At 59.4% G+C, this 23,883-nt stretch carries 25 protein-coding genes; 20 read left to right on the top strand and 5 right to left on the bottom strand.

The features are described 5' to 3' along the window. Nucleotides 1–137 precede the first annotated feature (137 nt). The 14 genes from F8N12_RS06335 to F8N12_RS06270 all read left to right on the top strand — a co-directional run bounded on the left by F8N12_RS06335 (nt 138) and on the right by F8N12_RS06270 (nt 14,378). Nucleotides 138–776, top strand: coding sequence for a TetR/AcrR family transcriptional regulator (locus F8N12_RS06335; RefSeq protein WP_008031613.1), 639 nt, complete (start codon nt 138–140; stop codon nt 774–776). A gap of 136 nt (nt 777–912) precedes the next feature. Next, a complete protein-coding gene (locus F8N12_RS06330; protein ID WP_150579693.1) occupies nt 913–1,881 on the top strand; it encodes a GTP 3',8-cyclase MoaA in 969 nt (322 codons plus the stop codon). A gap of 169 nt (nt 1,882–2,050) precedes the next feature. Continuing rightward, complete coding sequence (locus F8N12_RS06325) at nt 2,051–2,656, top strand: DUF4823 domain-containing protein (RefSeq protein WP_150579692.1); 606 nt, start codon at nt 2,051–2,053, stop codon at nt 2,654–2,656. A gap of 16 nt (nt 2,657–2,672) precedes the next feature. Further along, complete coding sequence (locus F8N12_RS06320) at nt 2,673–3,233, top strand: DUF1285 domain-containing protein (protein ID WP_150579691.1); 561 nt, start codon at nt 2,673–2,675, stop codon at nt 3,231–3,233. A gap of 205 nt (nt 3,234–3,438) precedes the next feature. Beyond that, entirely contained in the window at nt 3,439–4,155 is a 717-nt protein-coding gene (locus tag F8N12_RS06315) for a FadR/GntR family transcriptional regulator (protein ID WP_150579690.1), read from the top strand. 33 nt (nt 4,156–4,188) lie between these two features. After that, entirely contained in the window at nt 4,189–5,064 is an 876-nt protein-coding gene (locus tag F8N12_RS06310; protein ID WP_150579689.1) for an SMP-30/gluconolactonase/LRE family protein, read from the top strand. A 198-nt stretch (nt 5,065–5,262) separates the two neighbouring features. Then, nucleotides 5,263–6,081, top strand: coding sequence for an SDR family oxidoreductase (locus F8N12_RS06305; RefSeq protein ID WP_150579688.1), 819 nt, complete (start codon nt 5,263–5,265; stop codon nt 6,079–6,081). Nucleotides 6,082–6,211: 130 nt separating this feature from the next. Beyond that, on the top strand, nt 6,212–7,216 hold the full coding sequence (locus F8N12_RS06300) for a substrate-binding domain-containing protein (protein ID WP_150579687.1): 1,005 nt from the start codon (nt 6,212–6,214) through the stop codon (nt 7,214–7,216). A gap of 65 nt (nt 7,217–7,281) precedes the next feature. Continuing rightward, nucleotides 7,282–8,826: an L-arabinose ABC transporter ATP-binding protein AraG gene (gene araG / locus F8N12_RS06295; protein WP_150579686.1), complete on the top strand. Its 1,545-nt coding sequence runs from the start codon at nt 7,282–7,284 to the stop codon at nt 8,824–8,826. 12 nt (nt 8,827–8,838) lie between these two features. After that, nucleotides 8,839–9,807, top strand: a complete 969-nt coding sequence (araH, locus tag F8N12_RS06290; RefSeq protein WP_150579685.1) for an L-arabinose ABC transporter permease AraH — start codon at nt 8,839–8,841, stop codon at nt 9,805–9,807. Nucleotides 9,808–10,044: 237 nt separating this feature from the next. After that, nucleotides 10,045–10,758: a GntR family transcriptional regulator gene (locus tag F8N12_RS06285; protein ID WP_150579684.1), complete on the top strand. Its 714-nt coding sequence runs from the start codon at nt 10,045–10,047 to the stop codon at nt 10,756–10,758. After that, the gene (locus F8N12_RS06280) at nt 10,755–11,753 is read left to right on the top strand and encodes an ADP-ribosylglycohydrolase family protein (protein WP_150579683.1); all 999 of its coding nucleotides are present in this window, start codon (nt 10,755–10,757) and stop codon (nt 11,751–11,753) included. Before F8N12_RS06285 ends, F8N12_RS06280 begins: the two co-directional genes overlap by 4 nt. A 227-nt stretch (nt 11,754–11,980) precedes the next feature. Next, a complete protein-coding gene (locus F8N12_RS06275; RefSeq protein ID WP_150579682.1) occupies nt 11,981–13,447 on the top strand; it encodes a purine-cytosine permease family protein in 1,467 nt (488 codons plus the stop codon). Further along, the gene (locus F8N12_RS06270; protein WP_150579681.1) at nt 13,440–14,378 is read left to right on the top strand and encodes a PfkB family carbohydrate kinase; all 939 of its coding nucleotides are present in this window, start codon (nt 13,440–13,442) and stop codon (nt 14,376–14,378) included. Before F8N12_RS06275 ends, F8N12_RS06270 begins: the two co-directional genes overlap by 8 nt. Nucleotides 14,379–14,483: 105 nt before the next feature. Here F8N12_RS06270 and F8N12_RS06265 read toward each other — a convergent pair whose 3' ends face one another. From F8N12_RS06265 to F8N12_RS06250, 4 genes are all read right to left on the bottom strand, one after another. Then, entirely contained in the window at nt 14,484–14,864 is a 381-nt protein-coding gene (locus tag F8N12_RS06265) for a Rho termination factor N-terminal domain-containing protein (RefSeq protein ID WP_150579680.1), read from the bottom strand. Nucleotides 14,865–14,937: 73 nt separating this feature from the next. Then, complete coding sequence (locus F8N12_RS06260; RefSeq protein ID WP_150579679.1) at nt 14,938–15,192, bottom strand: hypothetical protein; 255 nt, start codon at nt 15,190–15,192, stop codon at nt 14,938–14,940. Between the two features lie 49 nt (nt 15,193–15,241). Then, nucleotides 15,242–15,583: a hypothetical protein gene (locus F8N12_RS06255; protein WP_150579678.1), complete on the bottom strand. Its 342-nt coding sequence runs from the start codon at nt 15,581–15,583 to the stop codon at nt 15,242–15,244. 301 nt (nt 15,584–15,884) lie between these two features. Beyond that, entirely contained in the window at nt 15,885–16,538 is a 654-nt protein-coding gene (locus F8N12_RS06250; protein WP_150579677.1) for an HD domain-containing protein, read from the bottom strand. Between the two features lie 292 nt (nt 16,539–16,830). Here F8N12_RS06250 and F8N12_RS06245 point away from each other — a divergent pair, with 292 nt between their 5' ends. From F8N12_RS06245 to F8N12_RS06220, 6 genes are all read left to right on the top strand, one after another. Further along, nucleotides 16,831–17,313: a GNAT family N-acetyltransferase gene (locus F8N12_RS06245; RefSeq protein WP_150579676.1), complete on the top strand. Its 483-nt coding sequence runs from the start codon at nt 16,831–16,833 to the stop codon at nt 17,311–17,313. A gap of 218 nt (nt 17,314–17,531) precedes the next feature. Further along, a complete protein-coding gene (locus F8N12_RS06240; protein ID WP_150579675.1) occupies nt 17,532–18,524 on the top strand; it encodes a 2-dehydro-3-deoxygalactonokinase in 993 nt (330 codons plus the stop codon). Nucleotides 18,525–18,543: 19 nt separating this feature from the next. Further along, nucleotides 18,544–19,164, top strand: coding sequence for a 2-dehydro-3-deoxy-6-phosphogalactonate aldolase (locus F8N12_RS06235; protein WP_150579674.1), 621 nt, complete (start codon nt 18,544–18,546; stop codon nt 19,162–19,164). A gap of 60 nt (nt 19,165–19,224) precedes the next feature. Next, the gene (gene dgoD, locus F8N12_RS06230) at nt 19,225–20,373 is read left to right on the top strand and encodes a galactonate dehydratase (RefSeq protein ID WP_008152275.1); all 1,149 of its coding nucleotides are present in this window, start codon (nt 19,225–19,227) and stop codon (nt 20,371–20,373) included. A 197-nt stretch (nt 20,374–20,570) separates the two neighbouring features. Continuing rightward, nucleotides 20,571–21,881 (top strand): MFS transporter, encoded by a 1,311-nt coding sequence (locus tag F8N12_RS06225; RefSeq protein WP_150579673.1) that lies wholly within the window; start codon nt 20,571–20,573, stop codon nt 21,879–21,881. A 60-nt stretch (nt 21,882–21,941) separates the two neighbouring features. Beyond that, on the top strand, nt 21,942–22,745 hold the full coding sequence (locus tag F8N12_RS06220) for an IclR family transcriptional regulator (RefSeq protein WP_150579672.1): 804 nt from the start codon (nt 21,942–21,944) through the stop codon (nt 22,743–22,745). On the opposite strand, the gene F8N12_RS06215 is transcribed toward F8N12_RS06220, so the two are convergent. Beyond that, nucleotides 22,742–23,794, bottom strand: coding sequence for an NAD(P)-dependent alcohol dehydrogenase (locus tag F8N12_RS06215; RefSeq protein WP_150579671.1), 1,053 nt, complete (start codon nt 23,792–23,794; stop codon nt 22,742–22,744). The two genes, F8N12_RS06220 and F8N12_RS06215, sit on opposite strands and share 4 nt — an antisense overlap. Nucleotides 23,795–23,883: the final 89 nt, after the last annotated feature.

Raw genomic sequence — 23,883 nt, 5'->3', positions numbered from 1 at the left:
TCGGAACTGTTCTCATCCGCCCGCGAAGTTGCCGGAAATGCTCAGGAAACGCATATATGGACGGATGATCCGTGCATTTTGGCGCAAGTTAGGCATAATACGCGGCTTCGAATTTTGACCCGATCAGACCTTTTCTTATGCATAAAGAACCTCGTAAGGTCCGTGAGTTTCGCCGCCGCGAGCAGGAAATTCTCGATACCGCGCTCAAGCTGTTCCTCGATCAAGGTGAAGACAGTGTCACCGTCGAGATGATTGCTGATGCCGTCGGTATCGGCAAAGGCACGATCTACAAGCACTTCAAATCCAAGGCCGAAATTTATCTGCGCCTGATGCTCGACTACGAGCGCGATCTGAATGAGCTGTTGCACTCGGCTGACGTCGACAAGGACAAGGAAGCCTTGTCCCGGGCCTATTTCGAATTCCGCATGCGTGATCCACAGCGCTACCGCTTGTTTGATCGCCTTGAAGAAAAGGTGGTCAAGGGTAATCAAGTGCCGGAGATGATCGAGGAGCTGCACAAAATCCGCGCCTCCAACTTTGAACGCCTGACTCTGCTGATCAAAGGCCGAATCAGCGAAGGCAAGCTCGAGGACGTGCCGCCGTATTTCCACTACTGCGCGTCATGGGCGTTGGTGCACGGCGCTGTCGCGCTGTATCACTCGCCATTCTGGAGCAACGTGCTCGAAGACCAGGAAGGATTTTTCCAGTTTCTGATGGACATCGGTGTGCGTATGGGCAACAAGCGCAAGCGCGATACCGATACCCCGAGCAGCTAAACCATTCAGTTGGTTTATTGCGCCATGATTTCCTGCATGGCGCAGTACCGCAGGAATATACTCAGGCATAGGACTTGCTAAAACTTGATTTGTGAGTCAAGTTTTAACCGTTCGATTTCCTTTTGCCGGAGTGATCATGATCGTTGACCGTCAAGGCAGGCGTTTTCGCAATCTGCGAATCAGTCTGACTTCAGCCTGCAACTACGCGTGTACCTATTGCGTGCCTAATGGCAAGCGGTTGGTCGCTGCGCAGGATGAACTGTCAGCCGAGGCAATGGCTCGCGGCGTGGCGTACCTGATCGAGGCCGCTGGCATCGAACGGTTGCGCATTACCGGCGGCGAGCCGCTGGTGAGCCCCAAACTCGAAGCGTTTATGACAGCGGTCGGCAAGATGGGCCTGGAAGACATCAGTCTGACCACCAACGGGCAATTGCTCGCCAAGAAGCTGCCATTACTGGTGGACGCCGGGATTCGGCGCATCAACGTCTCGCTCGATACCCTGGATGCCGCAGCATTTCGCAGCATTGCCCGCGGCGGCGATCTGGCCACGGTGCTCGACGGGATGGATCAGGCGAAAGCAGCAGGGCTGAAAATCAAGGTCAACATGGTGCCGCTGCGTGGGCAGAACCTGGATCAGGTGATGCCTTTGCTCGATTATTGCCTGGAGCGTGGCTACGAGTTGCGCTTCATTGAGCTGATGCGCATGGGCCATCTCGCCAGTGACTCCAATGCATTCCTGCAGCAGTTTGTCAGCCTGCAGCAGTTGCTGAGCCTGATTGGCGATCATCACGAGTACCTGCAAGCCGATGCACCGGTCGACGCGACGGCGGTGCGCTACGAGATTCCGGGGCAGGGCTACTTCGGCGTGATAGCCAATGAAAGCGTGCCGTTCTGCCGGACCTGCTCGCGGCTGCGGCTGTCGTCGACCGGTTGGCTGCATGGTTGCCTGTCCTCAAGCAATCGTCATTATGTCGGCGATCTGCTCGACAAACCGCGTCACCAGGCCCTGCCGGCTCTGCAACGTCTGTTGGTGAAAGCCTTGGGCGACAAGCAGGAAGTAGCGTTCTCGGGCGGTGCGACCATCATGAAGATTATCGGCGGCTGATAACCTTTCATCGCGAGCAGGCTCGTTCCTACTGTTTTGCGCAGGCCGAACTGTGGGAGCGAGCCTGCTCGCGATGCGCGCTACGACGCGCAGATGTTTCCGAGATGGCGCGGAAGCTGCATCCAATGGCCAATCGCCGGTTTTCCGTCACCGGCCTCTGGAGGGTAGGATGCGTAGCCTGGTTTTACTGCTGGCCGTTTTGACGCTTGGTGGCTGCATGAATGTCAGCGACATGGCCGAAGGGACCCGCTATCACATGAGCGACGCGGGCCTGCTCGATCACAGTGACAGCCGTCGCGTGAACAACTTGCGTATTCAGCCGGATTCATTCATCTACATCGCCCAAGGGGCGTTCTCTCCACCGGGCAGCCCGTATCCGCGACCCAATGTTATCGCCGAAACCGCATTCAACGGCTTCATCGAATATTTCCCGATGATCCGCCGCGCTCGCGCCCCGGAAGGTCTCGACCAGGCCATGGGGGAAGCCCGTGCCCTCGGTGCCCATTACTTGCTCTACACACGCTTTGCCAAGTCGGATGACCGGATTGGCAACACCGATGAATGGCTGGATCAGGAATACGTAGACCGGCTCGGTGTCGACACCGGCGTCATTCAAATCATGTTGATCGAGACCAGCACACAGTATTTGATTGATACTGCACGCATCAAGAGTCGTGGCGGTTTACTGACGTTCCACGATGAAAAGCCTGAAGACCTGATGGGCCCGCCGCTGGAGCAATATGCTCGCAGTTTGCTGGGGATCAGCGATAGATAAATCAAAGGAGTTCGCCATGAGTGATCAGCAAAAAGCCAACGATCTGCTGGGGCAAATCCCCAAAACCAAAGGCTTGCCGCCGGTTCACTTGTGGAATCCCGATTTCTGCGGCGACATCGACATGCGCATCGCCCGCGATGGCACCTGGTATTACCTGGGCACGCCGATCGGGCGCAAGCCGATGGTCAAATTGTTCTCCACGATCATCCGCCGCGACGGCGATGATTATTTCCTGATCACCCCCGTCGAGAAGGTCGGCATCAAAGTCGACGACGCGCCGTTTGTGGCGATTGCCGTGGAAGTGGAAGGCGAGGGTGAGTCACAGGTCCTGCGGTTCACCACCAATGTGGACGAAACCGCTGAAGCCGGCACCGAACATCCGATGCGCGTGGTGACTGATCCGGTCACCCAGGAGCCAGCGCCTTATGTGCATATCCGCACCAATCTTGAAGCCCTCATCCATCGCAACGTTTTTTACCAATTGGTAGAAATCGCGGTGAGCCGTGAGATCGACGGGCAACGCTGGCTGGGCGTATGGAGCGGCGGGGAATTTTTCCCGATCGGACTTGAGCCTTAACGCATAACCTGTGGGAGCGGGCTTGCTCGCGAAGGCGGTACATCAGCTGACATTGATCAAGCTGCCACAACGCCTTCGCGAGCAAGCCCGCTCACACATTGATACTGCGCAACCTTCCAAAAATCCAATTGACACCCAATCGTATGATGATTAGCGTGGACACCCTTCACGAGCGGCTTTTTGCCGTTCTATCTTTGAGGTGCCCATGTCCAGCAGTTTTCATGCCTCGACGGTCGATTGGCTGGGTTGCTGGATTGCAGCAGGCCACGTGAAGCCCGGTGAAACCATCAAGGTTGAAGCCGCTCTCGGCGAACAGCTGGGGGTCAGCCGAACGGTCATCCGCGAGGCTATCAAAACCCTGGTCGCCAAAGGCCTGCTCGAAGTCGGGCCTAAAGTCGGCACCCGGGTATTGCCGGTCCGACGCTGGAACCTGTTCGATCCGCAAGTCGTTGGCTGGCTGTCGCGCAGCGGCTTGCCGGAAAATTTCGTCGACGATCTGCTCGACCTGCGCCGCACCATCGAGCCCATGGCCGTGCGCTGGGCCTGTGAGCGCGCAACGTTCGAGCAAGTGCAAGCAGTGCTCCAGGCGTATAACGCGCTGGAGCGAGCAGTGGAAAGCGGCGCCGATTACAACCGCGCCGATCAGTTTTTCCACGAGTGCATCCTCGCGGCCAGCCACAATCAATTTATCGAACAAATGGTCCCGGCCTTGGGCGCATTGCTGGCGGTGTCGTTTGAAGTCTCTGCAGCAGATCCGGATGAACTGCGCCGCACGCTGCCGATCCACAAGGACATCGCCGACGCCGTCGCTGCGCGGGATGCAGCGCGGGGTGTGTGGGCCTGCATGACACTGATCGACAATGCGGACCTGGCCATCAAGCGTTACTACCCTAAAGTCATGGCCGATAAAAAAGCCGGATAACGGCCTGGAATCCAGACCACAGCAGGAGGTTTCATGGAGTGGACAGCAGTGACCCAGCACCGGGCGCACCTTGGCGAGGGCCCCTTTTGGGACGTGCCGACTCAAGCCCTCTACTGGGTCGATATCGCCGGCAAGCAGGCGCTGCGGCTGACCGGTGCCAACGTGCAAATCTGGCAGATGCCGGAGCATGTCTCAGCGTTCATCCCCTGCGAAAGCGGCGATGCGCTGGTGACACTGAGCAGTGGCGTCTACCGCCTTGATCTCGACTCGCCGGGCCTGCAACCGCGCCTGACCCTGCTCTGCGTAGCAGATCCCAATCCGGCCAACCGCGGCAACGAGGCGCGCTGCGACGCACAGGGCCGGCTGTGGCTTGGCACTATGCAGAACAACATCGGGAAGGACCGCGAAGATTTGCCTGTCGTGCAACGTTCAGGTGGCCTGTTTCGCATCGATCATGATGGTCGAGTCACACCGCTACTGCGTGGGCTGGGCATTCCAAACACGCTGCTCTGGAGCGAGGACGGCACCGCGCTGCATTTCGCCGACAGCATGGACGAGACGCTTTACCGGCATTTCATTAACGCCGACGGCAGTCTCGACGCCGCGCAAGTCTGGTTCGGCCCGCACGAGCGTGGCGGGCCCGACGGTTCGGCGATGGATGCGGAGGGTTTTATCTGGAATGCCCGCTGGGATGGCAGTTGTCTGCTCAGGCTGACGCCGGATGGCGCTGTCGACCGAGTGATCGAATTGCCCGTGAGCCGCCCGACCAGCTGCGTTTTCGGCGGCGACGAGCTGAAAACCCTGTATATCACCAGTGCTGCCAGCCCGCTTGATCATCCACTGGACGGCGCGTTGCTGGCTATCCGTGTCGACGTTGCAGGAAAAGTCTGTCACCGATTTGCGGGCTAAATCCCGGAATATGGGATGTAAAATTATATATTGAGATTATTTGGCGGCCGGGTTTATAGTCGGCGTCATCAGTTACACGCACTCACACTTAAAAAAACAAAACAGGTGAAGTGATGCAGCGATTTTTCATACAGCTTTGCGGCCGGACATTGACAGATGTCCGGTTTTTGTCGTGCCTGCAAACGGGGACGCTCAGTCATGGCTGAGCGTCTTACGCTGCCGCCGGTGCCCGAGCCGCCGCAGGGCGTGCGCCTGAACAATAAAGTCGTGCTGGTCACCGGCGCCGCTCAAGGTATCGGTGAGGCGATTGTCGCGGCGTGCGTATATCAGCAAGCGAAACTGATCATCAGTGATATCCAGGGCGAGAAGGTCGAGCGCCTCGCGCAGCGCTGGCGTGACAGCGGTTTCGACGTTCATGCGATCAAGACTGACGTTTCCAGCCAGCAAGAACTGCACGCCATGGCTGACCTTGCACTCGATCGGCATGGCCGGATCGATGTACTGGTCAATTGCGCCGGGGTCAACGTGTTCCGCGATCCACTGGAAATGACCGAGCAAGACTGGCGCCGTTGCTTCGCCATTGACCTCGACGGCGCCTGGTTTGGCTGCAAGGCGGTGCTGCCGCGGATGATCGAGCAGGGTGGCGGTGCCATCGTCAACATCGCCTCTACCCATTCATCCCACATCATCCCTGGCTGCTTTCCATACCCCGTAGCCAAGCATGGCCTGCTGGGCCTGACCCGTGCGCTGGGGGTTGAATATGCCTCCAAGGGCATTCGCGTCAATGCCATTGCTCCGGGGTACATCGAGACTCAACTGAATATTGATTACTGGAACGGGTTTGCTGATCCGCATGCCGAACGCCAGCGCGCCTTGGACCTGCATCCGCCACGGCGGATCGGGCAGCCGATGGAGGTGGCGATGGCCGCAGTCTTCCTTGCCAGTGACGAAGCGCCATTCATCAATGCCTCATGCATCACAATCGATGGCGGCCGCTCGGTCATGTATCACGACTGAGTAAACGGGATTTCAACGCAGGACTACGTCTGAAATTCAATCATCATATGATATGACTATTCGTTTCATGCTTAGGGTTTCACCGATTTTCCAACAATAAAACGCCAAAAAAATAAAAAGGAGTCAGCTTATGAATCGTCGTCGTGGGATCCGTTCCCTGTGCTGTGCCGCTCTGGCGGTCACCGCGGTCAGCTTGAGCAGCACGCTGCTGGCGGCCGAGGAAGTGAAGATCGGTTTTCTGGTCAAGCAGGCTGAAGAGCCCTGGTTCCAGACCGAGTGGGCATTCGCGGAGAAGGCCGGCAAGGACAAAGGCTTCACCGTAATCAAGATCGCCGTCCCGGATGGCGAGAAAACTTTGTCAGCCATCGATAGCCTCGCGGCCAACGGCGCCAAGGGCTTCGTGATTTGCCCGCCGGATGTGTCCCTCGGCCCTGCGATCATGGCCAAAGCCAAACTCAACGGTCTGAAAGTGATCGCAGTCGATGACCGCTTCGTTGATGCCAGCGGCAAGTTCATGGAAGACGTTCCGTACCTGGGCATGGCTGCGTTCGAAGTCGGCCAGAAACAAGGCGCCGCCATGGCGACTGAAGCGAAGAAGCGCGGCTGGGACTGGAAAGACACCTACGCGGTGATCAACACCTACAACGAACTCGATACCGGTAAAAAACGTACCGACGGCTCGGTCAAGGCTCTGGAAGAGGCCGGCATGCCAAAGGACCACATTCTGTTCTCGGCGCTTAAAACCCTCGACGTACCGGGCAGCATGGACGCCACCAACTCGGCGCTGGTCAAACTGCCAGGCGCGGCGAAAAACCTGATCATCGGCGGCATGAACGACAACACCGTGCTGGGCGGCGTGCGCGCCACCGAGAGCGCCGGTTTTTCCGCGGCCAATGTGATCGGCATCGGCATCAACGGTACCGATGCGATCGGCGAACTGAAAAAACCCGACAGTGGCTTCTTCGGCTCGATGCTGCCAAGCCCGCACATCGAAGGCTACAAAACCGCCGAGATGATGTACGAGTGGGTGACCACCGGCAAAGAACCGCCGAAATACACGGCCATGGACGACGTGACGCTGATCACTCGTGAGAACTTCAAGCAGGAACTGGAAAAGATCGGCCTGTGGAACTGAGGACCGGTTGATTTCACCGGCAGCCCCGGCGACGGGGTTGCCTGATCTGTGTGAAGAGGTGGGTTATGCACGCGCAACTAAAAACACAACAGCACAGCGCCGAAGGCAGCTTGCGCTTCAACGGAATCGGTAAAACCTTCCCCGGCGTGAAAGCGTTGGATGGGATCAGCTTCGTCGCGCATCCAGGACAGGTTCATGCCTTGATGGGCGAAAACGGTGCCGGCAAATCGACCCTGCTGAAAATCCTCGGCGGTGCTTACACGCCTAGCAGTGGCGATCTGCAGATTGGCGAGCAGACCATGGTGTTCAAATCCACGGCCGACAGTATCGGCAGTGGCGTCGCGGTCATCCATCAGGAGCTGCACCTGGTACCGGAAATGACGGTGGCGGAAAACCTTTTCCTGGGGCACCTTCCGGCCAATTTCGGCCTGATCAATCGCGGCGTCTTGCGCCAGCAGGCGCTGGCTTGCCTCAAGGGCCTGGCCGATGAAATCGACCCGCAGGACAAAGTAGGGCGCCTGTCCCTCGGTCAGCGCCAACTGGTGGAAATTGCCAAGGCGTTGTCCCGGGGCGCGCATGTGATCGCTTTCGACGAACCGACCAGCAGCCTGTCAGCGCGGGAAATTGATCGTTTGATGGCGATCATCGGCCGTCTGCGCGACGAGGGCAAAGTGGTGCTGTATGTCTCCCATCGCATGGAAGAGGTGTTCCGCATCTGCAACGCGGTGACGGTGTTCAAGGACGGTCGCTACGTGCGCACGTTCGAAGACATGAGCGAGTTGACCCACGATCAACTGGTCACGTGCATGGTTGGTCGCGACATTCAGGACATCTACGATTACCGCCCGCGCAAACGTGGCGCGGTGGCGCTGAAGGTCGACGGTTTGCTCGGGCCGGGCTTGCGCGAGCCGATCAGTTTCGACGCGCACAAAGGTGAAATTCTCGGGCTGTTCGGCCTGGTCGGCGCCGGGCGCACCGAGTTGTTTCGCATGCTCAGCGGTCTCGAGCGCAACACTGCCGGCCGCCTGGAACTGCGGGGTCATGAACTAAAACTGCGTTCACCGCGCGATGCCATTGCGGCCGGCATTCTGCTGTGTCCCGAGGACCGCAAGAAGGAGGGCATCATGCCGCTCGCAAGCGTCGCCGAGAACATCAACATCAGCGCACGCGGCGCCCATTCGACCTTCGGTTGTCTGCTGCGTGGCCTCTGGGAAAAAGACAACGCCGACAAGCAGATCAAAGCGCTGAAGGTGAAGACGCCGAACGCCGCGCAGAAAATCATGTACCTGTCCGGCGGCAACCAGCAGAAGGCCATTCTCGGCCGCTGGCTGTCGATGCCGATGAAAGTGCTGCTGCTCGACGAGCCTACGCGCGGCATCGACATCGGCGCCAAAGCCGAGATCTACCAGATCATCCACAACCTGGCCGAGAGCGGCATCGCCGTCATTGTGGTGTCGAGTGACTTGATGGAAGTGATGGGTATTTCCGATCGCATTCTGGTGCTGTGCGAGGGCGCGATGCGCGGCGAACTGTCGCGTGACGAGGCCAACGAATCCAACCTGCTGCAACTGGCTTTGCCGCGCCACCGCGCCGACGGCGTGGCGAACTGAGAGGTAATGATGATGACAACCCAAAACAATGCTCTGCCTACTGCGCGCAAACCTCTGGACCTGCGACGCTTCCTCGATGACTGGGTGATGCTGCTGGCGGCAGTCGGCATCTTCGTGCTGTGCACGCTGCTAATCGACAACTTTCTCTCACCGCTGAACATGCGCGGCCTCGGCCTGGCAATTTCGACCACCGGGATTGCTGCGTGCACCATGTTGTATTGCCTGGCGTCCGGTCATTTCGACTTGTCGGTGGGTTCGGTGATTGCCTGTGCCGGGGTGGTCGCCGCGGTGGTGATGCGTGACACCGACAGCGTGCTGCTGGGTGTCGGCGCGGCGCTGGTGATGGGCCTGATTGTCGGGCTGATCAACGGCATCGTCATCGCCAAACTGCGGGTCAATGCGCTGATCACCACGCTGGCAACCATGCAGATCGTGCGCGGCCTGGCCTACATTTTTGCCAATGGCAAAGCGGTGGGCGTGTCGCAGGAATCGTTCTTCGTGTTCGGCAATGGCCAGCTGTTTGGTGTGCCGGTGCCGATCCTGATCACCATCGTCTGCTTTGTGTTTTTCGGCTGGCTGCTCAATTACACCACCTACGGGCGCAACACCATGGCCATCGGTGGCAACCAGGAAGCGGCGCTGCTGGCCGGGGTGAACGTTGACCGGACCAAGATCATCATCTTCGCCGTGCATGGCGTTATCGGTGCGCTGGCCGGGGTGATTCTGGCCTCGCGCATGACTTCAGGTCAGCCGATGATCGGCCAGGGTTTCGAGCTGACGGTGATCTCTGCCTGCGTGCTCGGCGGGGTTTCGCTGAGTGGCGGGATTGGCATGATCCGGCACGTGATTGCCGGCGTGCTGATCCTGGCGATTATTGAGAATGCGATGAACCTGAAGAATATTGATACGTTTTATCAGTATGTGATTCGTGGTTCGATTCTGCTCCTGGCTGTGGTGATTGACCGCTTGAAACAGCGCTGATCCTGCTGACACCTTCGCGGCAAGTCGGAACGCCGCCCGCACGCTCCCACAGGTTTATAGGCCGGTCGCATAATCTGCGTACGACGCGGGACCTGCGGGAGCGTGGGGGCGGTATTCCAACTTGCCCGCGATGGCGGCGTGTCTGATTCACTGCGTTCCCGCGGCACCCACTTCCTCCCGTCACCTCCCCTGAAATATTCCTTGCCCGCAAACCCCGTTTTCGGTTTCACTTTGTACATGATTAGACAGGTACGATTCGACAAGAAACAACGGGTGGTCGACGAGCTCATTCGACGCATTGAAAGCGGCCTCATGGAAGACGGCTTTCTATTGCCGGGCGAGCATCAGTTGGCTCAGGAATTCAAAGTCAGCCGGGGTACGCTGCGTGAAGCGCTGGCCGAGTTGAAGCGACGTAATTATATCGCGACGCAGAGCGGGGTCGGTTCGATTGTCACGTTCGACGGCGTGGTGCTCGATCAGCGCAGCGGCTGGGCGCAGGCGCTCGCTGACAGCGGTGCGCTGATCAACACCGAAGTGCTGCGACTGGAAGCGGTCAGCCGGCCCGACCTGCTGTCGCGGTTCGGCACCGCTCAATTCATTACCCTTGATCGCCGACGCCGCGCCAACGACGGCACGCTGGTTTCCCTCGAACGTTCGCTGATGCCCGCCAACGGCGGCCTCGAAAGCCTGCCGCGCGTAGGCCTCATCGACAATTCCCTGACCATCACCCTGGCCGCCTATGGCTACATCGGCGAGCGCGGCGATCAATGGATCGGCGCGGAACCCTTGAGCGCCGAAGACGCCGAGCTGCTCGGTCGTCCGGTGGGCACGGTGTTCCTCAAAGCCTTGCGCACGACTTACGATCGGCAAAACCGCTTCATGGAACAGGTCGAAAGCCTGCTTGATCCGGTGCATTTCCGCCTTCATCTGCAATTTGGAACACCACAATGACAGCGCTCAACCGTGCCTTGGGCGCGTTTTATGGCCTGGCCCTCGGCGATGCACTGGGTATGCCGACACAATCGATGAGCCGTGCCCGGATCAAGGCGCGCTTCGGCGAGATCACGGATCTGCAAGACGCAGGCCCCGATCAGCCAATCGCCGCCAACATGCCTGCCGGCTCGATTACCGACGACACCGAACAGGCGATTCTGGTCGGCCAGTTGTTGATCGATGGCGCGGGCAACATCGAACCCGCGCTGCTCGCTCAACGCTTGATCGAGTGGGAAGCGCGGATGCAGGCCAAGGGCTCTCAGGATTTGCTCGGGCCTTCGACCAAGCGTGCGATCGAGATGATCCTCGCCGGTCATTCGCCGGAGGAGGCGGGACGCTACGGCACAACCAATGGCGCAGCGATGCGCATCACCCCGGTGGGCATCGCGGCAGATGTCGCCGACTCGCAGCGGTTTATCAGCGCCGTTGTCCAGGCCTGCCAGGTCACCCACAACACCACGCTGGGGATTTCCAGTGCGGCAGCAGTGGCGGCGGTGGTGTCGGCCGGGATCAACGGCATGGACCTGGGTGAGGCGTTGAATCTGGGCCAACAGATCGCCCAACAAGCGCAGGACCATGGCCACTGGGTTGCGGGCGGGCGCATTGCTTCGCGTATCAGCTGGGCGCGGACCATCAGCGTTGACAGCGACAAGGTGTTGCTCGCAGATCTGCTGTACGACGTGATCGGTACGTCGGTGGCGTCACAGGAATCGGTCGTGGTCTCGTTTGCCCTGGCTCAGCAAGTAGCGGTTGGCGAAATGAACGCCTTCGAAGCGCTGTGCATGGCCGCCAGCCTCGGTGGTGACACCGATACCATCGCGGCGATTCTCGGCGCAATGCTTGGGGCGTGCCTGGGGTTTGACAGCTGGCCGGTCGAGATGATCGACAAGGTCAAAACGGTTAACTCGCTGGAGCTGGAGCCTCTTGTGAAAGGACTCCTCACCCTCCGCTGAAGAACCAAATCCCTGTAGGAGCTGCCGCAGGCTGCGATCCTTTGATCTTTGGCAGCTTTGAGATTGCTGAAAATCAGGATCAAAAGATCGCAGCCTGCGGCAGCTTCTACAGCAGGTGTTGATTTTTACCCGCAGCGGAACGCGTAAACACGGTCAGGATCACCGGTATGTTCGGTCAACTTGCGCAATTGCCCACAACCACAAAAAAGGCAACAGGAGCATTTTTCATGAGTTCATCAACCACCGGTCAATCTGCCGGGCAACTGGAAACCCGTGGCATCGAGCCGGTGCCGGAGGCCGAATGTAACGGTCATCCGCTGCAGCTGTTCTGGGTCTGGTTCGCCGCCAACATTTCCATCCTTGGCCTGCCGCTGGGCGCCACGCTGGTGGCTTTTCGCGGTCTGGCGATCTGGCAGGCCGTCATCGTCGCGATCCTCGGGGCCGCCGGTTCGTTTGCGGTAGTCGGGATTATCTCGATTGCCGGCCGTCGCGGCCGCGCGCCGAGCCTGACCTTGTCGCGGGCGATCTTTGGCGTACGTGGCAACATCGGCCCGACCCTGGTATCGCTGATGTCGCGGCTCGGTTGGGAAACCGTCAATACCACCACCGCCGCATTCGTGCTGCTGTCGTTGTGCTCGATAGTGTTCGGCTCGCCAGTGGAGGCCAAAAGTGCGCCGGTGCTGACGTTGATATTCATCGCCATTTTCGTGCTGCTGACTTTGTCGGTTTCCGGGCTCGGCCACGCGACATTGCTGGTGATTCAAAAGTGGGCGACTTATGTATTCGGTGCCTTGAACATCCTGGTCGGCGGTTTCCTTTGCGCCACCATCGACTGGAGCGCCGTGTTCAACGCTGCCCCGGCACCGCTGAGCGCAATGATCATCGGCGTCGGCACCATGGCGGCCGGCACCGGAATCGGTTGGGCCAACGCCGGTGCCGACATGTCCCGCTATCAGCACCGCAGCGTCAAAGCCGTGCGCCTGGTCGCGTCGGCCGCGTTCGGTGCGGGTATTCCATTAGTGCTTTTGATAACCCTGGGCGGGTTGTTGTCGGTAGGCAATAACGACCTGGCCTCCGCCACTGACCCGATCATCGCCATACGCGACATGCTGCCGACCTGGATGGCTGTGCCGTACCTGATCACCGCTTTCGGCGGTTTGCTGTTGTCGAATAATCTATCAGTGTACTCCGCCGGCTTGACCACATTGACCCTCGGCCTGAAGGTCAAGCGCGTCTACGCGGTGGTGGTTGACATCATCGCGATTTTCGCCGGTTCGATCTATTTCATGCTGATCGCCGACAGCTTCTACGGTCCTTTCATCACCTTCATTTCCTTGCTGGCGGTGCCGATTACGGCGTGGGTCGGGATCTTCGTCGTCGACCTGATTCACCGTCATTATTACAGCCCGGACGATCTGCTGGACGTCAGCCCGAGCAGCGCCTATTGGTATCGCGGCGGTGTCGAATGGCGTGCTTTCGGCGCGTGGGCAGTGGCGATCGTGCTGGGTTTCAGTTTCACCACTATCGGGACGACCGAGCAGGACGTCTGGTTTCGCGGATTTCTCTCCGACTCCTGGCTGGGCCATAACGGCCTGGGCTGGATCGTGACGTTCCTGGTGGCGGGTGGTCTTTATTATGTGTTGGGCGGGGCGAGAGATCGTCGTGCCGCCTCGGTCGGGAATGCTCATGCCTAAGATGTTGCACACCGGCCAGGTCATGATTGACCTGGTCATGGCGGTAAACAAGCTGCCGGAATCTGGCGGCGATGTGTTGGCGCAGTCGGCGAGTTTCGAGGCGGGCGGTGGCTTCAATGTAATGGCTGCTGCCCGGCGCAACGGCTTGCCGGTGGTTTATCTGGGGCGGCATGGCAACGGTCGTTTCGGGGACCTCGCGCGCGAAGCCATGCACGCTGAAGGTATCCAGATCGGCATTGCTCACAGCGCCGAGCAGGACACCGGGCTGTGTGTTGCGGTGACAGAGGCCTCGGCCGAGCGCAGCTTCATTTCCTACATTGGCGCTGAAGGCGAGCTGACCGCTGAAGACTTGGCCAGGGTGCCGGCGGAGGCGGGCGACTACGTTTACGTCAGCGGCTATAGCCTGCTGCACGCAGGCAAGGCTCAAGCACTGGTGGACTGGGTGTTGGCGTTGCCGACGGGAATCAACGTGGTGTTTGATCCGGGCCCGCTGGTGGATTCCCCGCAAGCGCCATTGATGCAGGCGTTGCTTGGGCGCATTGATGTGTGGACCAGCAATAGCGTTGAGGCGTTGCGGTTTACCGGTACTTCGGATATTTCCGGTGCGTTGCATCGGCTCATGGACCTTTTACCGGAGCAGGTGCTGCTGGTGGTTCGCGATGGGCCGAACGGATGCTGGATCAGCCGCCAGCGAACGCATACACATGTGCCGGGTTTCAAGGTGGTCGCAGTGGACAGTAACGGCGCAGGTGATGCGCATGCCGGAGTATTCGTCGCAGGTTTGGCGAGCGGGTTAACGGCGTTTGACGCGGCGCTGAGAGCCAATGCTGCAGCAGCGTTGGCAGTCACCCGATGGGGGCCGGCCACCTCGCCGTTGGCTGTCGAGGTAGATGCGTTGATCGGCCAGCATACTCCGCCTGAAGGACGATAATCACCGTCAATCCAGCGCTGCAGACGATCGCAATTGGTTGAACGCAAACGTTCAGGTGCGGAGGGGGCGGGGGGTTGCCGGAGGGCCGTGCAAAACTGACCAGCCCTAGCCTGCTTTGCGCAGCGCCTCGATCAATTCGTGTTTGCGCATCCCGGAACGTCCCGGAATATTTTTATCGCGAGCCTCTTTGCGCAAGCTGGCGACAGTCTGGGTATCGCGCGATGCTTTGCTGCTTCGCGGTTGCCCGTCGCGGCTTGCCACCGCGCGGCGCGACGACTCCTTGCGGTCCTGAGCCTTGGCTTTCGCCGGTTTTTTTCGACCGGAGCCGCCTGAGCGCTCACCACCGCCGGACTGTTTGTTCACAGTAGCCCAGGCGCGTGCTTCGGCTTCATCCCTGGACAGGCCTTTTTGCTCGTAACTATCCTCTATATGCTCGGCTTTGCGCTTTTGCTCATCGGTATAGTTGTCTTTACTTCCACGGGGCATGGGATTTCTCCTGCTGCGCGTAGTAGTGCTTTAGTGGGACGCAGTCGCAGGCGACTGCGGCCCTCTGGTACTTTTATGCTTCGAACTTGCGCGCAGCTTCGACGCCGGCGGCACTGAGCTTGATCGGCAGGTTCAGCGAATGCTCGCCCGCATCGTTACAAGTCACATGTCCATGCTGAATCAAGCCGCGCTCCTGCAACTGAGCCAGGGCACTCGCCACGACTTTTTCACCCCGGTAATTGTCCAGAACCTCCTTGCCCAAACCGCTCGGGTGAGCGTGCAGCAAGCGGGTCAAGACTTCTTTTTCCAGGTCGTTATCAACGTTCATGGTTACCTCTCATGGCTGTGGATAGGTCGTGCATGCACTTATGCGGCGATTACTTGCTGGCACCGCCACCTTCTGAGCCCGAGCCACCGGTGGTGGTTTTCGAGTCGATGCCGGCGCCGGCGTTATCGGGTGTTTGAGCGTCCGGAGTGTTCAAGCCGCCCTGACGTCCAGGGTCGCTGCCTTGCGTGCGCGGGTCGGTACCGGTGGAAGGCGGCAGGCCGCTGTCGACGCCGGTCCCATTGGTGTTCATCCCAGGGGTGCTCTGAGTAGCGGAAGAGCCCGTACCGCCAGTCGGGTTGGTCGGGCCGGTGCCGGAAGCAGTACTGGCAGCGAATGCGGCCGAGGATAAAAGGGTAGCGAACGTAAGTGCGGTCAGCCTGGACAAGATCATGGTGTCGTCTCCATTTATTAAAAGTCCTTACCTGATATTTGTCGGCAGTACGTTCCATTGGTGCCTGAAGAACGACGAACGGTTCAGTCCAACTGGAGCGATGTGGTGCTGGCGAATCGGCGCCAGATCAAGCCTCCTGCGGCGATCAGCCAGTTCAGCAGCCCTGTGACGAGACCTGTGAGCAGAAGTGTCGTAGCCGGAAACAATCATTGCCGCAAACATGCCGAGCATTGCCGCCAAAACACACTGCCAGCAATCTGTCCGTTGCCGCCCAAGGTAAGTGCGGGCTTGCGTAATGCACTCAGCTTATGCCGATTTCTTCCTTGAACATCTCCATGAAATCTTTCAACCGCTCATGTCTGGTTCGCGCCAGACGTTGGCCGGTTGTTGTCTGGAAACCGTCCGTCAGGTGCAGCAACTTGGTCTGGAAGTGATCGAGGCAAAAGCGCTTGTCGTCGTACTCACGGGCCCTCGCCTCTGGGTCCTGCGGATCATACAAAGCGCTGCCCATGCGGCCTGCGATGTAAAAGGTGCGGGCAACACCGAGCATGCCGAGGGAGTCGAGACGGTCGGCGTCCTGCATGACTTTGGCTTCGAGAGTGAGGGGGGCGATGTCGGCGGAAAAGCTATGAGCTTCAATGGCGTGGGCAACCGCGTTGATTGTTGTGCCTGGCCAATCCATGGTGGCCAACAGGGCAGATGCTTTTTCGGCGGCCAGGCGTGAAGCCTGCGAACGCAACGGCGAATTCTTTTCCACGGCTACGCAATCATGCAAAAGCACTGCCGCGAGCAGCACGTCTAGATCGCCTCCTTCCTCAGAGTGCAGCGTGCGTACGTTGTGCCACACCCGTTGCAGATGAGACAGATCGTGGGCACCGTCTTCCGAGGGTTCAAGCGCGTGAGGTAGCAGTTCTCCTGCCAGCATCTGCAACGGTGCAAAGGCATCAATGTTCATAGACTTCCTGTTCAGTGGAAATTTTTTTGTGAGCGACACTACCTTGTAGCAGCTGGCGCAGCCTGCGTTCGGCTGCGCAGCAGTCGTGAAATCAGACGTTGCGGTGTTACAGGTAAACCGTGTCTGCAGGTTTTCACGACTGCTGCGCAGTCGAACGCAGGCTTCGCCAGCTGCTACAGATACTCCACCAGCTGCTACACATGCTCCTTGGACCGACTGTGAATTTCCAGTGTGACGAGCGGCGCGTGCCGCCTTAGTATGGCGTTTTCAACTTATCGAACAAGGCACGTCCATGACCATCGAAATCCGCCCGGCGACCCCCAGCGATGCGCCGCAGATCCTCGGGTTCATTACCGAACTGGCCGACTACGAACGTGCCCGCCACGAAGTTATCGCCAGCGTCGCCGACATCGAACGCAGCCTCTTCAGCGAGGGGGCCACTGCCCACGGCCTGATCTGTCTGCGCGACGGCCAGCCCATCGGCTTCGCGGTATTCTTCTTCAGTTATTCCACCTGGCTCGGCAGCAATTGCCTGTACCTGGAAGACCTCTACATCACCCCGGAACAACGCGGCGGTGGTGCCGGCAAGACCCTGTTGCGCCACCTCGCAAAAATCGCCTGCGCGAACGACTGCGGCCGTTTCGAATGGAGCGTGCTGGACTGGAACAAACCGGCGATCGACTTCTACGAATCCATCGGCGCACGCCCGCAGGAAGAGTGGGTGCGGTATCGCATGGATGGGGCGGTGTTGCGGGATTTTGCAGCGGGAAATTGATTCGGCTGATAAAGATCGCAGCCTTCGGCAGCTCCTACAAATTCGGTATTCGCCGTCCTATCTCGGTCTGAACCCTTAAACGTAGGAGCTGCCGAAGGCTGCGATCTTTTTTTGTGTTTTTCCCACTATATGGGAATGATATTTATATATTGAGATTTCTGCCCCGTCAGGTTTATAGTCCAGCTCACTCACTGTCCAAAAAACAAAACAGGTGAACGATGCTGGCGCAATTGATCGCGCTCGACTGGGGTACTACCTCATTACGTGCTTACAAACTCGCCGCAGGTGGCCATGTGCTCGAACAGCGTTCGCTGTCGTCGGGGATCATGCAGCTGCCGAAGACGGCACGAGTCATCAACAGTCAGCGGTGCTCTGACGGTTTTGAACTGGCGTTCGATGAAGCGTGCGGCGACTGGCTCGACGCGCAGCCGGAACTGCCGGTGATCGCCTGCGGCATGGTTGGCAGCGCTCAAGGCTGGCGCGAAGCCGCCTACTGCGATACGCCGGCGAACGTCGCCAACCTGGGAAATTCCCTACAAACGATTCGCAGTCTGCGCGGTGTCGATGTGCACATCGTGCCGGGAGTGATTCAGCGCTCGCGTTTGCCCAATGTGATGCGTGGCGAGGAGACTCAGGTACTGGGCGTGCTGCAAAATCTCGCTGCAGAGGCGGGCACTGATCTGTTGATCGGCCTGCCCGGCAGCCATTCGAAATGGGTCGAAGTGATCGATGGCCGTATCGTGCATTTCGACACTTTCATGACTGGCGAAATCTTCGCCGTACTCAGCGAACACAGCATTCTGGGGCGCACTCAGCAACGTGGTGCTTCTTTCGACGGCGACGCCTTCGATCGCGGTGTGCAAACGGCTTTGTCGGCGGACGGTGAAATCGGTCCGCTGTCGACTGTATTCAGCGCTCGCAGCCTTGGTCTGACCGGTGAACTCAGTGCTAACGCTCAGCCGGACTACCTGTCCGGTCTGCTGATCGGTCATGAGCTGACGGCCGTGGCCAACGTCCAGCGCCAGCGCCGCAAAACCGTGCACCTGCCTTCGATCATTCTGATCGGCAACGCCCAATTGTGCAGCCGTTACAGCCGGGCGCTCGGCGCTTGCGGTTTCGCCCGCGTCACGCTGGCCGAACAAGCCACCGAACGCGGCTTGTGGCAGTTGGCGCTGGCCGCCGGACTGATCGCAGCACATCCATCCCGTTAAACCTGACTGGAGGTCTGACATGCTCAAACAAGCACTGGCGCAAAACGGTCTGATCGCGATACTGCGCGGCCTGCGCCCGCATGAAGCTGCGGCTATCGGAGAAGTCCTGTATGCCGCTGGATTTCGCGTTATTGAAGTGCCGCTCAACTCCCCTGAGCCGTACGAAAGTATCCGCATCCTGCGCAGTACGTTGCCTGCCGATTGCCTGATCGGCGCGGGCACCGTCCTGACCCCGGAGCACGTTGAGCAAGTGAAAGCGGCGGGCGGCCAGGTGATCGTCATGCCGCACAGTGATGCCAGGGTGTTGCGCGCGGCAAAAGCGGCGGGGCTTTATCTGTCGCCAGGTGTCGCGACGCCGACCGAAGCGTTTGCCGCGTTGGCCGAAGGTGCGGACGTGCTGAAGCTGTTTCCGGCCGAGCAGATGAGCCCCGCAGTCGTCAAAGCCTGGCTCGCAGTACTGCCGGCCGGAACGATCCTGGCGCCGGTCGGTGGCATCACTCCAGACAACATGCAGGTGTTCATCGACGCCGGCGTCAAAGGCTTTGGCCTCGGGTCAGGCCTGTTCAAGCCGGGCATGACAGCGGAGCAAGTCGCGACCAATGCCAAAGCCTACGTAGCTGCATGGAAAGCCCTTCGCTAAGAATTTTCAGGCGCTGCGCGCGCCGCATCTAACAAGAACTGCATTTATAAGAGGCACGAGATGAAAATCACCAAATTGACCACCTTCATCGTTCCACCGCGCTGGTGCTTCCTCAAGGTCGAGACTGACGAGGGCGTGACCGGTTGGGGCGAGCCTGTGGTCGAAGGCCGCGCGCACACCGTCGCCGCTGCCGTTGAGGAATTGTCCGACTACCTGATCGGCAAAGACCCACGCAACATCGAAGACATCTGGACCGTGCTGTACCGCGGTGGCTTCTACCGTGGCGGCGCGATTCACATGAGCGCGCTGGCCGGTATCGATCAAGCGTTGTGGGACATCAAGGGCAAGGCGCTGGGTGTGTCGGTCAGTGACCTGCTGGGTGGCCAGGTGCGCGACAAGATTCGGGTCTATTCGTGGATTGGTGGCGACCGCCCGGCGGACACCGCGCGCGCCGCCAAAGAGGCCGTCGAACGCGGTTTCACCGCGGTAAAAATGAACGGTACCGAAGAGCTGCAGTTCCTCGATTCTTTCGAGAAAGTCGACCTGGCGTTGGCCAACGTTGCTGCCGTGCGTGATGCGGTCGGGCCGAATGTCGGCATCGGTGTGGACTTCCATGGCCGCGTGCACAAGCCGATGGCCAAGGTGCTCATGAAGGAGCTGGATCCGTACAAACTGATGTTCATCGAAGAGCCGGTGCTCAGCGAAAACTATGAAGCGTTGAAAGAACTTGCACCGTTGACCAGCACCCCGATTGCCCTCGGCGAGCGTTTGTTCTCACGTTGGGATTTCAAGCGCGTGCTTAGCGAAGGTTACGTCGACATCATCCAGCCGGATGCGTCGCATGCGGGCGGAATCACCGAGACGCGCAAGATCGCCAACATGGCCGAAGCCTACGACGTGGCACTGGCGCTGCATTGCCCGTTGGGCCCGATCGCGCTGGCCGCCTGCCTGCAACTGGATGCGGTTTGCTACAACGCATTCATTCAGGAACAGAGCCTGGGCATCCACTACAACGAGAGCAACGACTTGCTGGATTACGTCAAGGATCCGCGGGTGTTCGACTACGACAAAGGCTTCGTGAAGATCCCCAACGGCCCTGGCCTGGGCATCGAAATCAACGAGGAATACGTGATCGAGCGCGCGGCCGTCGGCCACCGCTGGCGCAACCCGATCTGGCGCCACGCCGATGGCAGTTTTGCCGAGTGGTGAGTTCTTTCTGACTCCACCACAACCCCCTGTGGGAGCCAGCCTGCTGGCGATTGGGTCGGTGCAGCCAACACTTAGGGTGGCTGACACACTGCCATCGCCAGCAGGCTGGCTCCCACGGTTCGATCTTCATGGACAAGGAGATCGGCAGCATTTCATTTTCAGTACGACCTCAACAAACATAAAAAGAGGCACACCCCATGCAACCGCAAACCCTCACCGGGCAGGCGTCGTTGGTGGCGCCCAGCCGCAAGCGATTTTTCATCATGGTGCTGTTGTTCATCACCGTGGTCATCAACTACCTGGACCGCAGCAACCTGTCGATTGCCGCCCCGGCGCTGACCAGCGAACTGGGAATAGACCCGATCCACGTCGGGCTGATTTTCTCTGCGTTCGGCTGGACCTATGCCGCCATGCAGATTCCTGGCGGCTGGCTGGTGGACCGCGTACCGCCGCGCATTCTCTACAGCGTCGCGTTGCTGCTGTGGTCGATCGCCACGGTGATGCTCGGCTTCGCCGCCAGTTTCATCGCGTTGTTTGTGCTGCGCATGGCCGTTGGCGCGCTCGAAGCCCCGGCGTACCCGATCAACAGCCGCGTCGTCACCACCTGGTTTCCGGAGCGTGAACGCGCCACGGCGATCGGTTTTTACACCTCGGGACAATTTGTCGGTCTGGCATTTCTGACGCCTGTGCTCGCCTGGCTGCAGCATCAGTATGGCTGGCACATGGTGTTCGTCAGCACTGGTGCGGTGGGCATTCTCTGGGCGGTGATCTGGTACGCGGTGTATCGCGAGCCACGGGATTTCAAAGGCGCCAATGACGCTGAAATCGAGCTGATCCGCGAAGGCGGCGGGCTGGTCGATATCCAGGCCGACACTGCCAGGGCAAAAGCGAAATTCAGCTGGATCGACCTCGGCATCGTGCTCAGCAAACGCAAACTCTGGGGCATTTACCTCGGTCAGTTCTGCCTCAACTCGACCTTGTGGTTTTTTCTGACGTGGTTCCCGACCTACCTGGTGAAGTATCGCGGCATGGACTTCATCAAGTCCGGCCTGCTGGCGTCGCTGCCGTTTCTCGCGGCCTTCGTCGGCGTGCTCTGCTCCGGTTTCTTTTCCGACTTTTTGATCCGTCGCGGTTACACCGTGGGTTTCGCGCGCAAACTGCCGATCATTGGCGGTCTGTTGATCTCCACATCGATCATCGGCGCCAATTTTGTTGACTCGACACCGCTGGTGATTGCATTTCTGGCACTGGCGTTTTTCGGCAACGGCCTGGCGTCGATTACCTGGTCGCTGGTGTCGACGTTGGCACCCGCGCGGTTGCTGGGACTTACCGGCGGCGTGTTCAACTTCATCGGTAATCTCTCAGCGATTACCACGCCAATCGTCATCGGCTTCCTCGCCACCGGAGATTCGTTTGCACCGGCGATTACCTATATCTCGGTTCTCGCATTGATCGGTGCGCTTTCCTACGTGTTGCTGGTGGGCAAGGTCGAACGGATCAAGTTGTAGTCGCAGCCGTCGGGCGACCATAATGCCGCCCGTTCACTCGCTCAACGGTAAAGGCTGGATATGCAGGAAGACGCCCCAAAAATCGCCAAGGACGCCGCGCCGACCGGCACCCAGACATTGCTTCGCGGTCTGGGTGTGGTTCAGGCCGTGGCCAGTGGCGCCCGCGATCTCAAGGAAATCGCCCGGCTGATCGGTACTACGCGCAGCACCACCCATCGTCTGGCCAGTTGCCTGGTGGACGAACGTTATCTGCGCGTGGTCCCCCAGGTCGGCTATTTGCTGGGACCGAAGTTGATCGAGCTGGGTTTTCAGGCGCGTGAAGAATTGCCGTTGGTGAGCCTGGCCGGGCCTTATCTGGATGAGTTGTCGGCGTTGACCGGTGACACCATTCACCTGGCGATTCGTGAAGGCGACGAGGTGCTTTACCTGCACAAGAATCCCGGGCGCAACGGACCGGAGATGCGCTCGCGCGTCGGTCATCGCATGCCACTGGCACGCACGGGCATCGGCAAGGCGTTGATGCTAGATGACTCGCGGGAGCAATGGCAGCGACTGTACCAAGTCAGCCTGCCGGCAGGTGGGAAAAATCAGTTCTGGCCGCTGCACCCGGAACAAACCTGGGAACAGTTTCAGCAGCGCATGATCGAGTACGTGGCCGGTGGTTACGCTTTCGATCTGGAAGACAACGAACCGTCGATCCGCTGTGTGGCGGCGCCGATTCGTGATGCGAGCAAACGCATCGTCGCCGCGATCAGCATTGCCAGCACCGTCCCCTACATGCCGCTGGAAAAAATGGCCGAGCTGATTCCCCTGATCAAAGGGGTCACAGCCCGGCTCTCGGCGGAACTCGGCGCTCGGGTTTAGCGCTTCAGCGTGGCCATGTCGATCACGAAGCGGTACTTCACATCACCGGCAATCATGCGTGCGAAGGCCTCGTTGATCTGACGGATGTCGAGCATTTCGATGTCGCAGGTGATGCCGTGCTCAGCGCAGAAATCCAGCACTTCCTGGGTCTCGGCAATGCCGCCGATCAGCGACCCGGCCAGCACGCGGCGGCTCATTACCAGTTTGCCGGCGTGTAGCGGTGGATCAACCGGTTCGATCAAGCCGACCAGGATATGCACACCGTCGAAACGCAGGGTGTCCAGGTAGGGATTGAGGTCGTGTTGCACCGGAATGGTGTCGAGCAGAAAGTCGAACTGTCCGGCAGCGGCTTTCATCTGTTCGGCATCGGTGGACACGATGACGTGATCCGCACCCTGGCGACGGCCTTCCTCAGCCTTGCTTGCCGAGCGCGTGAACAGCGTCACTTGCGCGCCCATGGCCTTGGCAAACTTGATGCCCATATGGCCCAGACCGCCCATCCCGAGGATGCCGACCTTGTCGCCAGCCTTGACGCCGTAGTGCTTGAGCGGCGAATAGGTGGTGATACCGGCGCAGAGAATCGGTGCGGCGCTGGCCAGGTCGAGTTTCTCCGGGATGCGCACAACGAAGTGCTCGCTAACCACGATGCTGTCGGAATAACCGCCCATGGTGTTGCTGCCGTCCACCCGGTCGGGCGTGGCGTAGGTCATGGTCGGACCTTCGAGGCAGTATTGCTCGAGGTTCGACTGGCACGCTTCGCAGCTGCGGCACGAATCGACCATGCAGCCAACGCCGACCAGGTCGCCGATTTTATGTCGGGTAACATTCGCACCGACAGCAGTAACTTTGCCTACTATCTCGTGACCCGGCATCAGCGGATAAACGGCGATACCCCACTCATTGCGTGCCTGATGAATGTCGGAATGGCAGACGCCACAGTACAGAATGTCGATGGCTACATCGTCGGCGCGCGGGCTGCGACGTTCGAATTTCATCGGGGCGAGGGGAGTGGTGGCTGACTGGGCGGCGTATCCGATAGCGGTGTACATGGTGAACCTCGCAGAAGCAGTGACGGGTGAGGCAATGAATTCTGGGCGCCATCCCCTGCGTCAGCCATGGCGATTCCTACGGCAGTCAT

The organism is Pseudomonas fluorescens (genome assembly GCF_902497625.1).
GTDB classification, from domain to species: domain Bacteria; phylum Pseudomonadota; class Gammaproteobacteria; order Pseudomonadales; family Pseudomonadaceae; genus Aquipseudomonas; species Aquipseudomonas fluorescens_BQ.
This window is presented reverse-complemented; position numbering and strand designations above follow the sequence as displayed.

What these genes read in the sequence shown, in the direction of transcription:
- F8N12_RS06335 (WP_008031613.1), top strand. Translation starts at nt 138, where the DNA reads ATGCATAAAGAACCTCGTAAGGTCCGTGAGTTTCGCCGCCGCGAGCAG.
- F8N12_RS06330 (WP_150579693.1), top strand. Translation starts at nt 913, where the DNA reads ATGATCGTTGACCGTCAAGGCAGGCGTTTTCGCAATCTGCGAATCAGT.
- F8N12_RS06325 (WP_150579692.1), top strand. Translation starts at nt 2,051, where the DNA reads ATGCGTAGCCTGGTTTTACTGCTGGCCGTTTTGACGCTTGGTGGCTGC.
- F8N12_RS06320 (WP_150579691.1), top strand. Translation starts at nt 2,673, where the DNA reads ATGAGTGATCAGCAAAAAGCCAACGATCTGCTGGGGCAAATCCCCAAA.
- F8N12_RS06315 (WP_150579690.1), top strand. Translation starts at nt 3,439, where the DNA reads ATGTCCAGCAGTTTTCATGCCTCGACGGTCGATTGGCTGGGTTGCTGG.
- F8N12_RS06310 (WP_150579689.1), top strand. Translation starts at nt 4,189, where the DNA reads ATGGAGTGGACAGCAGTGACCCAGCACCGGGCGCACCTTGGCGAGGGC.
- F8N12_RS06305 (WP_150579688.1), top strand. Translation starts at nt 5,263, where the DNA reads ATGGCTGAGCGTCTTACGCTGCCGCCGGTGCCCGAGCCGCCGCAGGGC.
- F8N12_RS06300 (WP_150579687.1), top strand. Translation starts at nt 6,212, where the DNA reads ATGAATCGTCGTCGTGGGATCCGTTCCCTGTGCTGTGCCGCTCTGGCG.
- araG (WP_150579686.1), top strand. Translation starts at nt 7,282, where the DNA reads ATGCACGCGCAACTAAAAACACAACAGCACAGCGCCGAAGGCAGCTTG.
- araH (WP_150579685.1), top strand. Translation starts at nt 8,839, where the DNA reads ATGACAACCCAAAACAATGCTCTGCCTACTGCGCGCAAACCTCTGGAC.
- F8N12_RS06285 (WP_150579684.1), top strand. Translation starts at nt 10,045, where the DNA reads ATGATTAGACAGGTACGATTCGACAAGAAACAACGGGTGGTCGACGAG.
- F8N12_RS06280 (WP_150579683.1), top strand. Translation starts at nt 10,755, where the DNA reads ATGACAGCGCTCAACCGTGCCTTGGGCGCGTTTTATGGCCTGGCCCTC.
- F8N12_RS06275 (WP_150579682.1), top strand. Translation starts at nt 11,981, where the DNA reads ATGAGTTCATCAACCACCGGTCAATCTGCCGGGCAACTGGAAACCCGT.
- F8N12_RS06270 (WP_150579681.1), top strand. Translation starts at nt 13,440, where the DNA reads ATGCCTAAGATGTTGCACACCGGCCAGGTCATGATTGACCTGGTCATG.
- F8N12_RS06265 (WP_150579680.1), bottom strand. Translation starts at nt 14,864, where the DNA reads ATGCCCCGTGGAAGTAAAGACAACTATACCGATGAGCAAAAGCGCAAA.
- F8N12_RS06260 (WP_150579679.1), bottom strand. Translation starts at nt 15,192, where the DNA reads ATGAACGTTGATAACGACCTGGAAAAAGAAGTCTTGACCCGCTTGCTG.
- F8N12_RS06255 (WP_150579678.1), bottom strand. Translation starts at nt 15,583, where the DNA reads ATGATCTTGTCCAGGCTGACCGCACTTACGTTCGCTACCCTTTTATCC.
- F8N12_RS06250 (WP_150579677.1), bottom strand. Translation starts at nt 16,538, where the DNA reads ATGAACATTGATGCCTTTGCACCGTTGCAGATGCTGGCAGGAGAACTG.
- F8N12_RS06245 (WP_150579676.1), top strand. Translation starts at nt 16,831, where the DNA reads ATGACCATCGAAATCCGCCCGGCGACCCCCAGCGATGCGCCGCAGATC.
- F8N12_RS06240 (WP_150579675.1), top strand. Translation starts at nt 17,532, where the DNA reads ATGCTGGCGCAATTGATCGCGCTCGACTGGGGTACTACCTCATTACGT.
- F8N12_RS06235 (WP_150579674.1), top strand. Translation starts at nt 18,544, where the DNA reads ATGCTCAAACAAGCACTGGCGCAAAACGGTCTGATCGCGATACTGCGC.
- dgoD (WP_008152275.1), top strand. Translation starts at nt 19,225, where the DNA reads ATGAAAATCACCAAATTGACCACCTTCATCGTTCCACCGCGCTGGTGC.
- F8N12_RS06225 (WP_150579673.1), top strand. Translation starts at nt 20,571, where the DNA reads ATGCAACCGCAAACCCTCACCGGGCAGGCGTCGTTGGTGGCGCCCAGC.
- F8N12_RS06220 (WP_150579672.1), top strand. Translation starts at nt 21,942, where the DNA reads ATGCAGGAAGACGCCCCAAAAATCGCCAAGGACGCCGCGCCGACCGGC.
- F8N12_RS06215 (WP_150579671.1), bottom strand. Translation starts at nt 23,794, where the DNA reads ATGTACACCGCTATCGGATACGCCGCCCAGTCAGCCACCACTCCCCTC.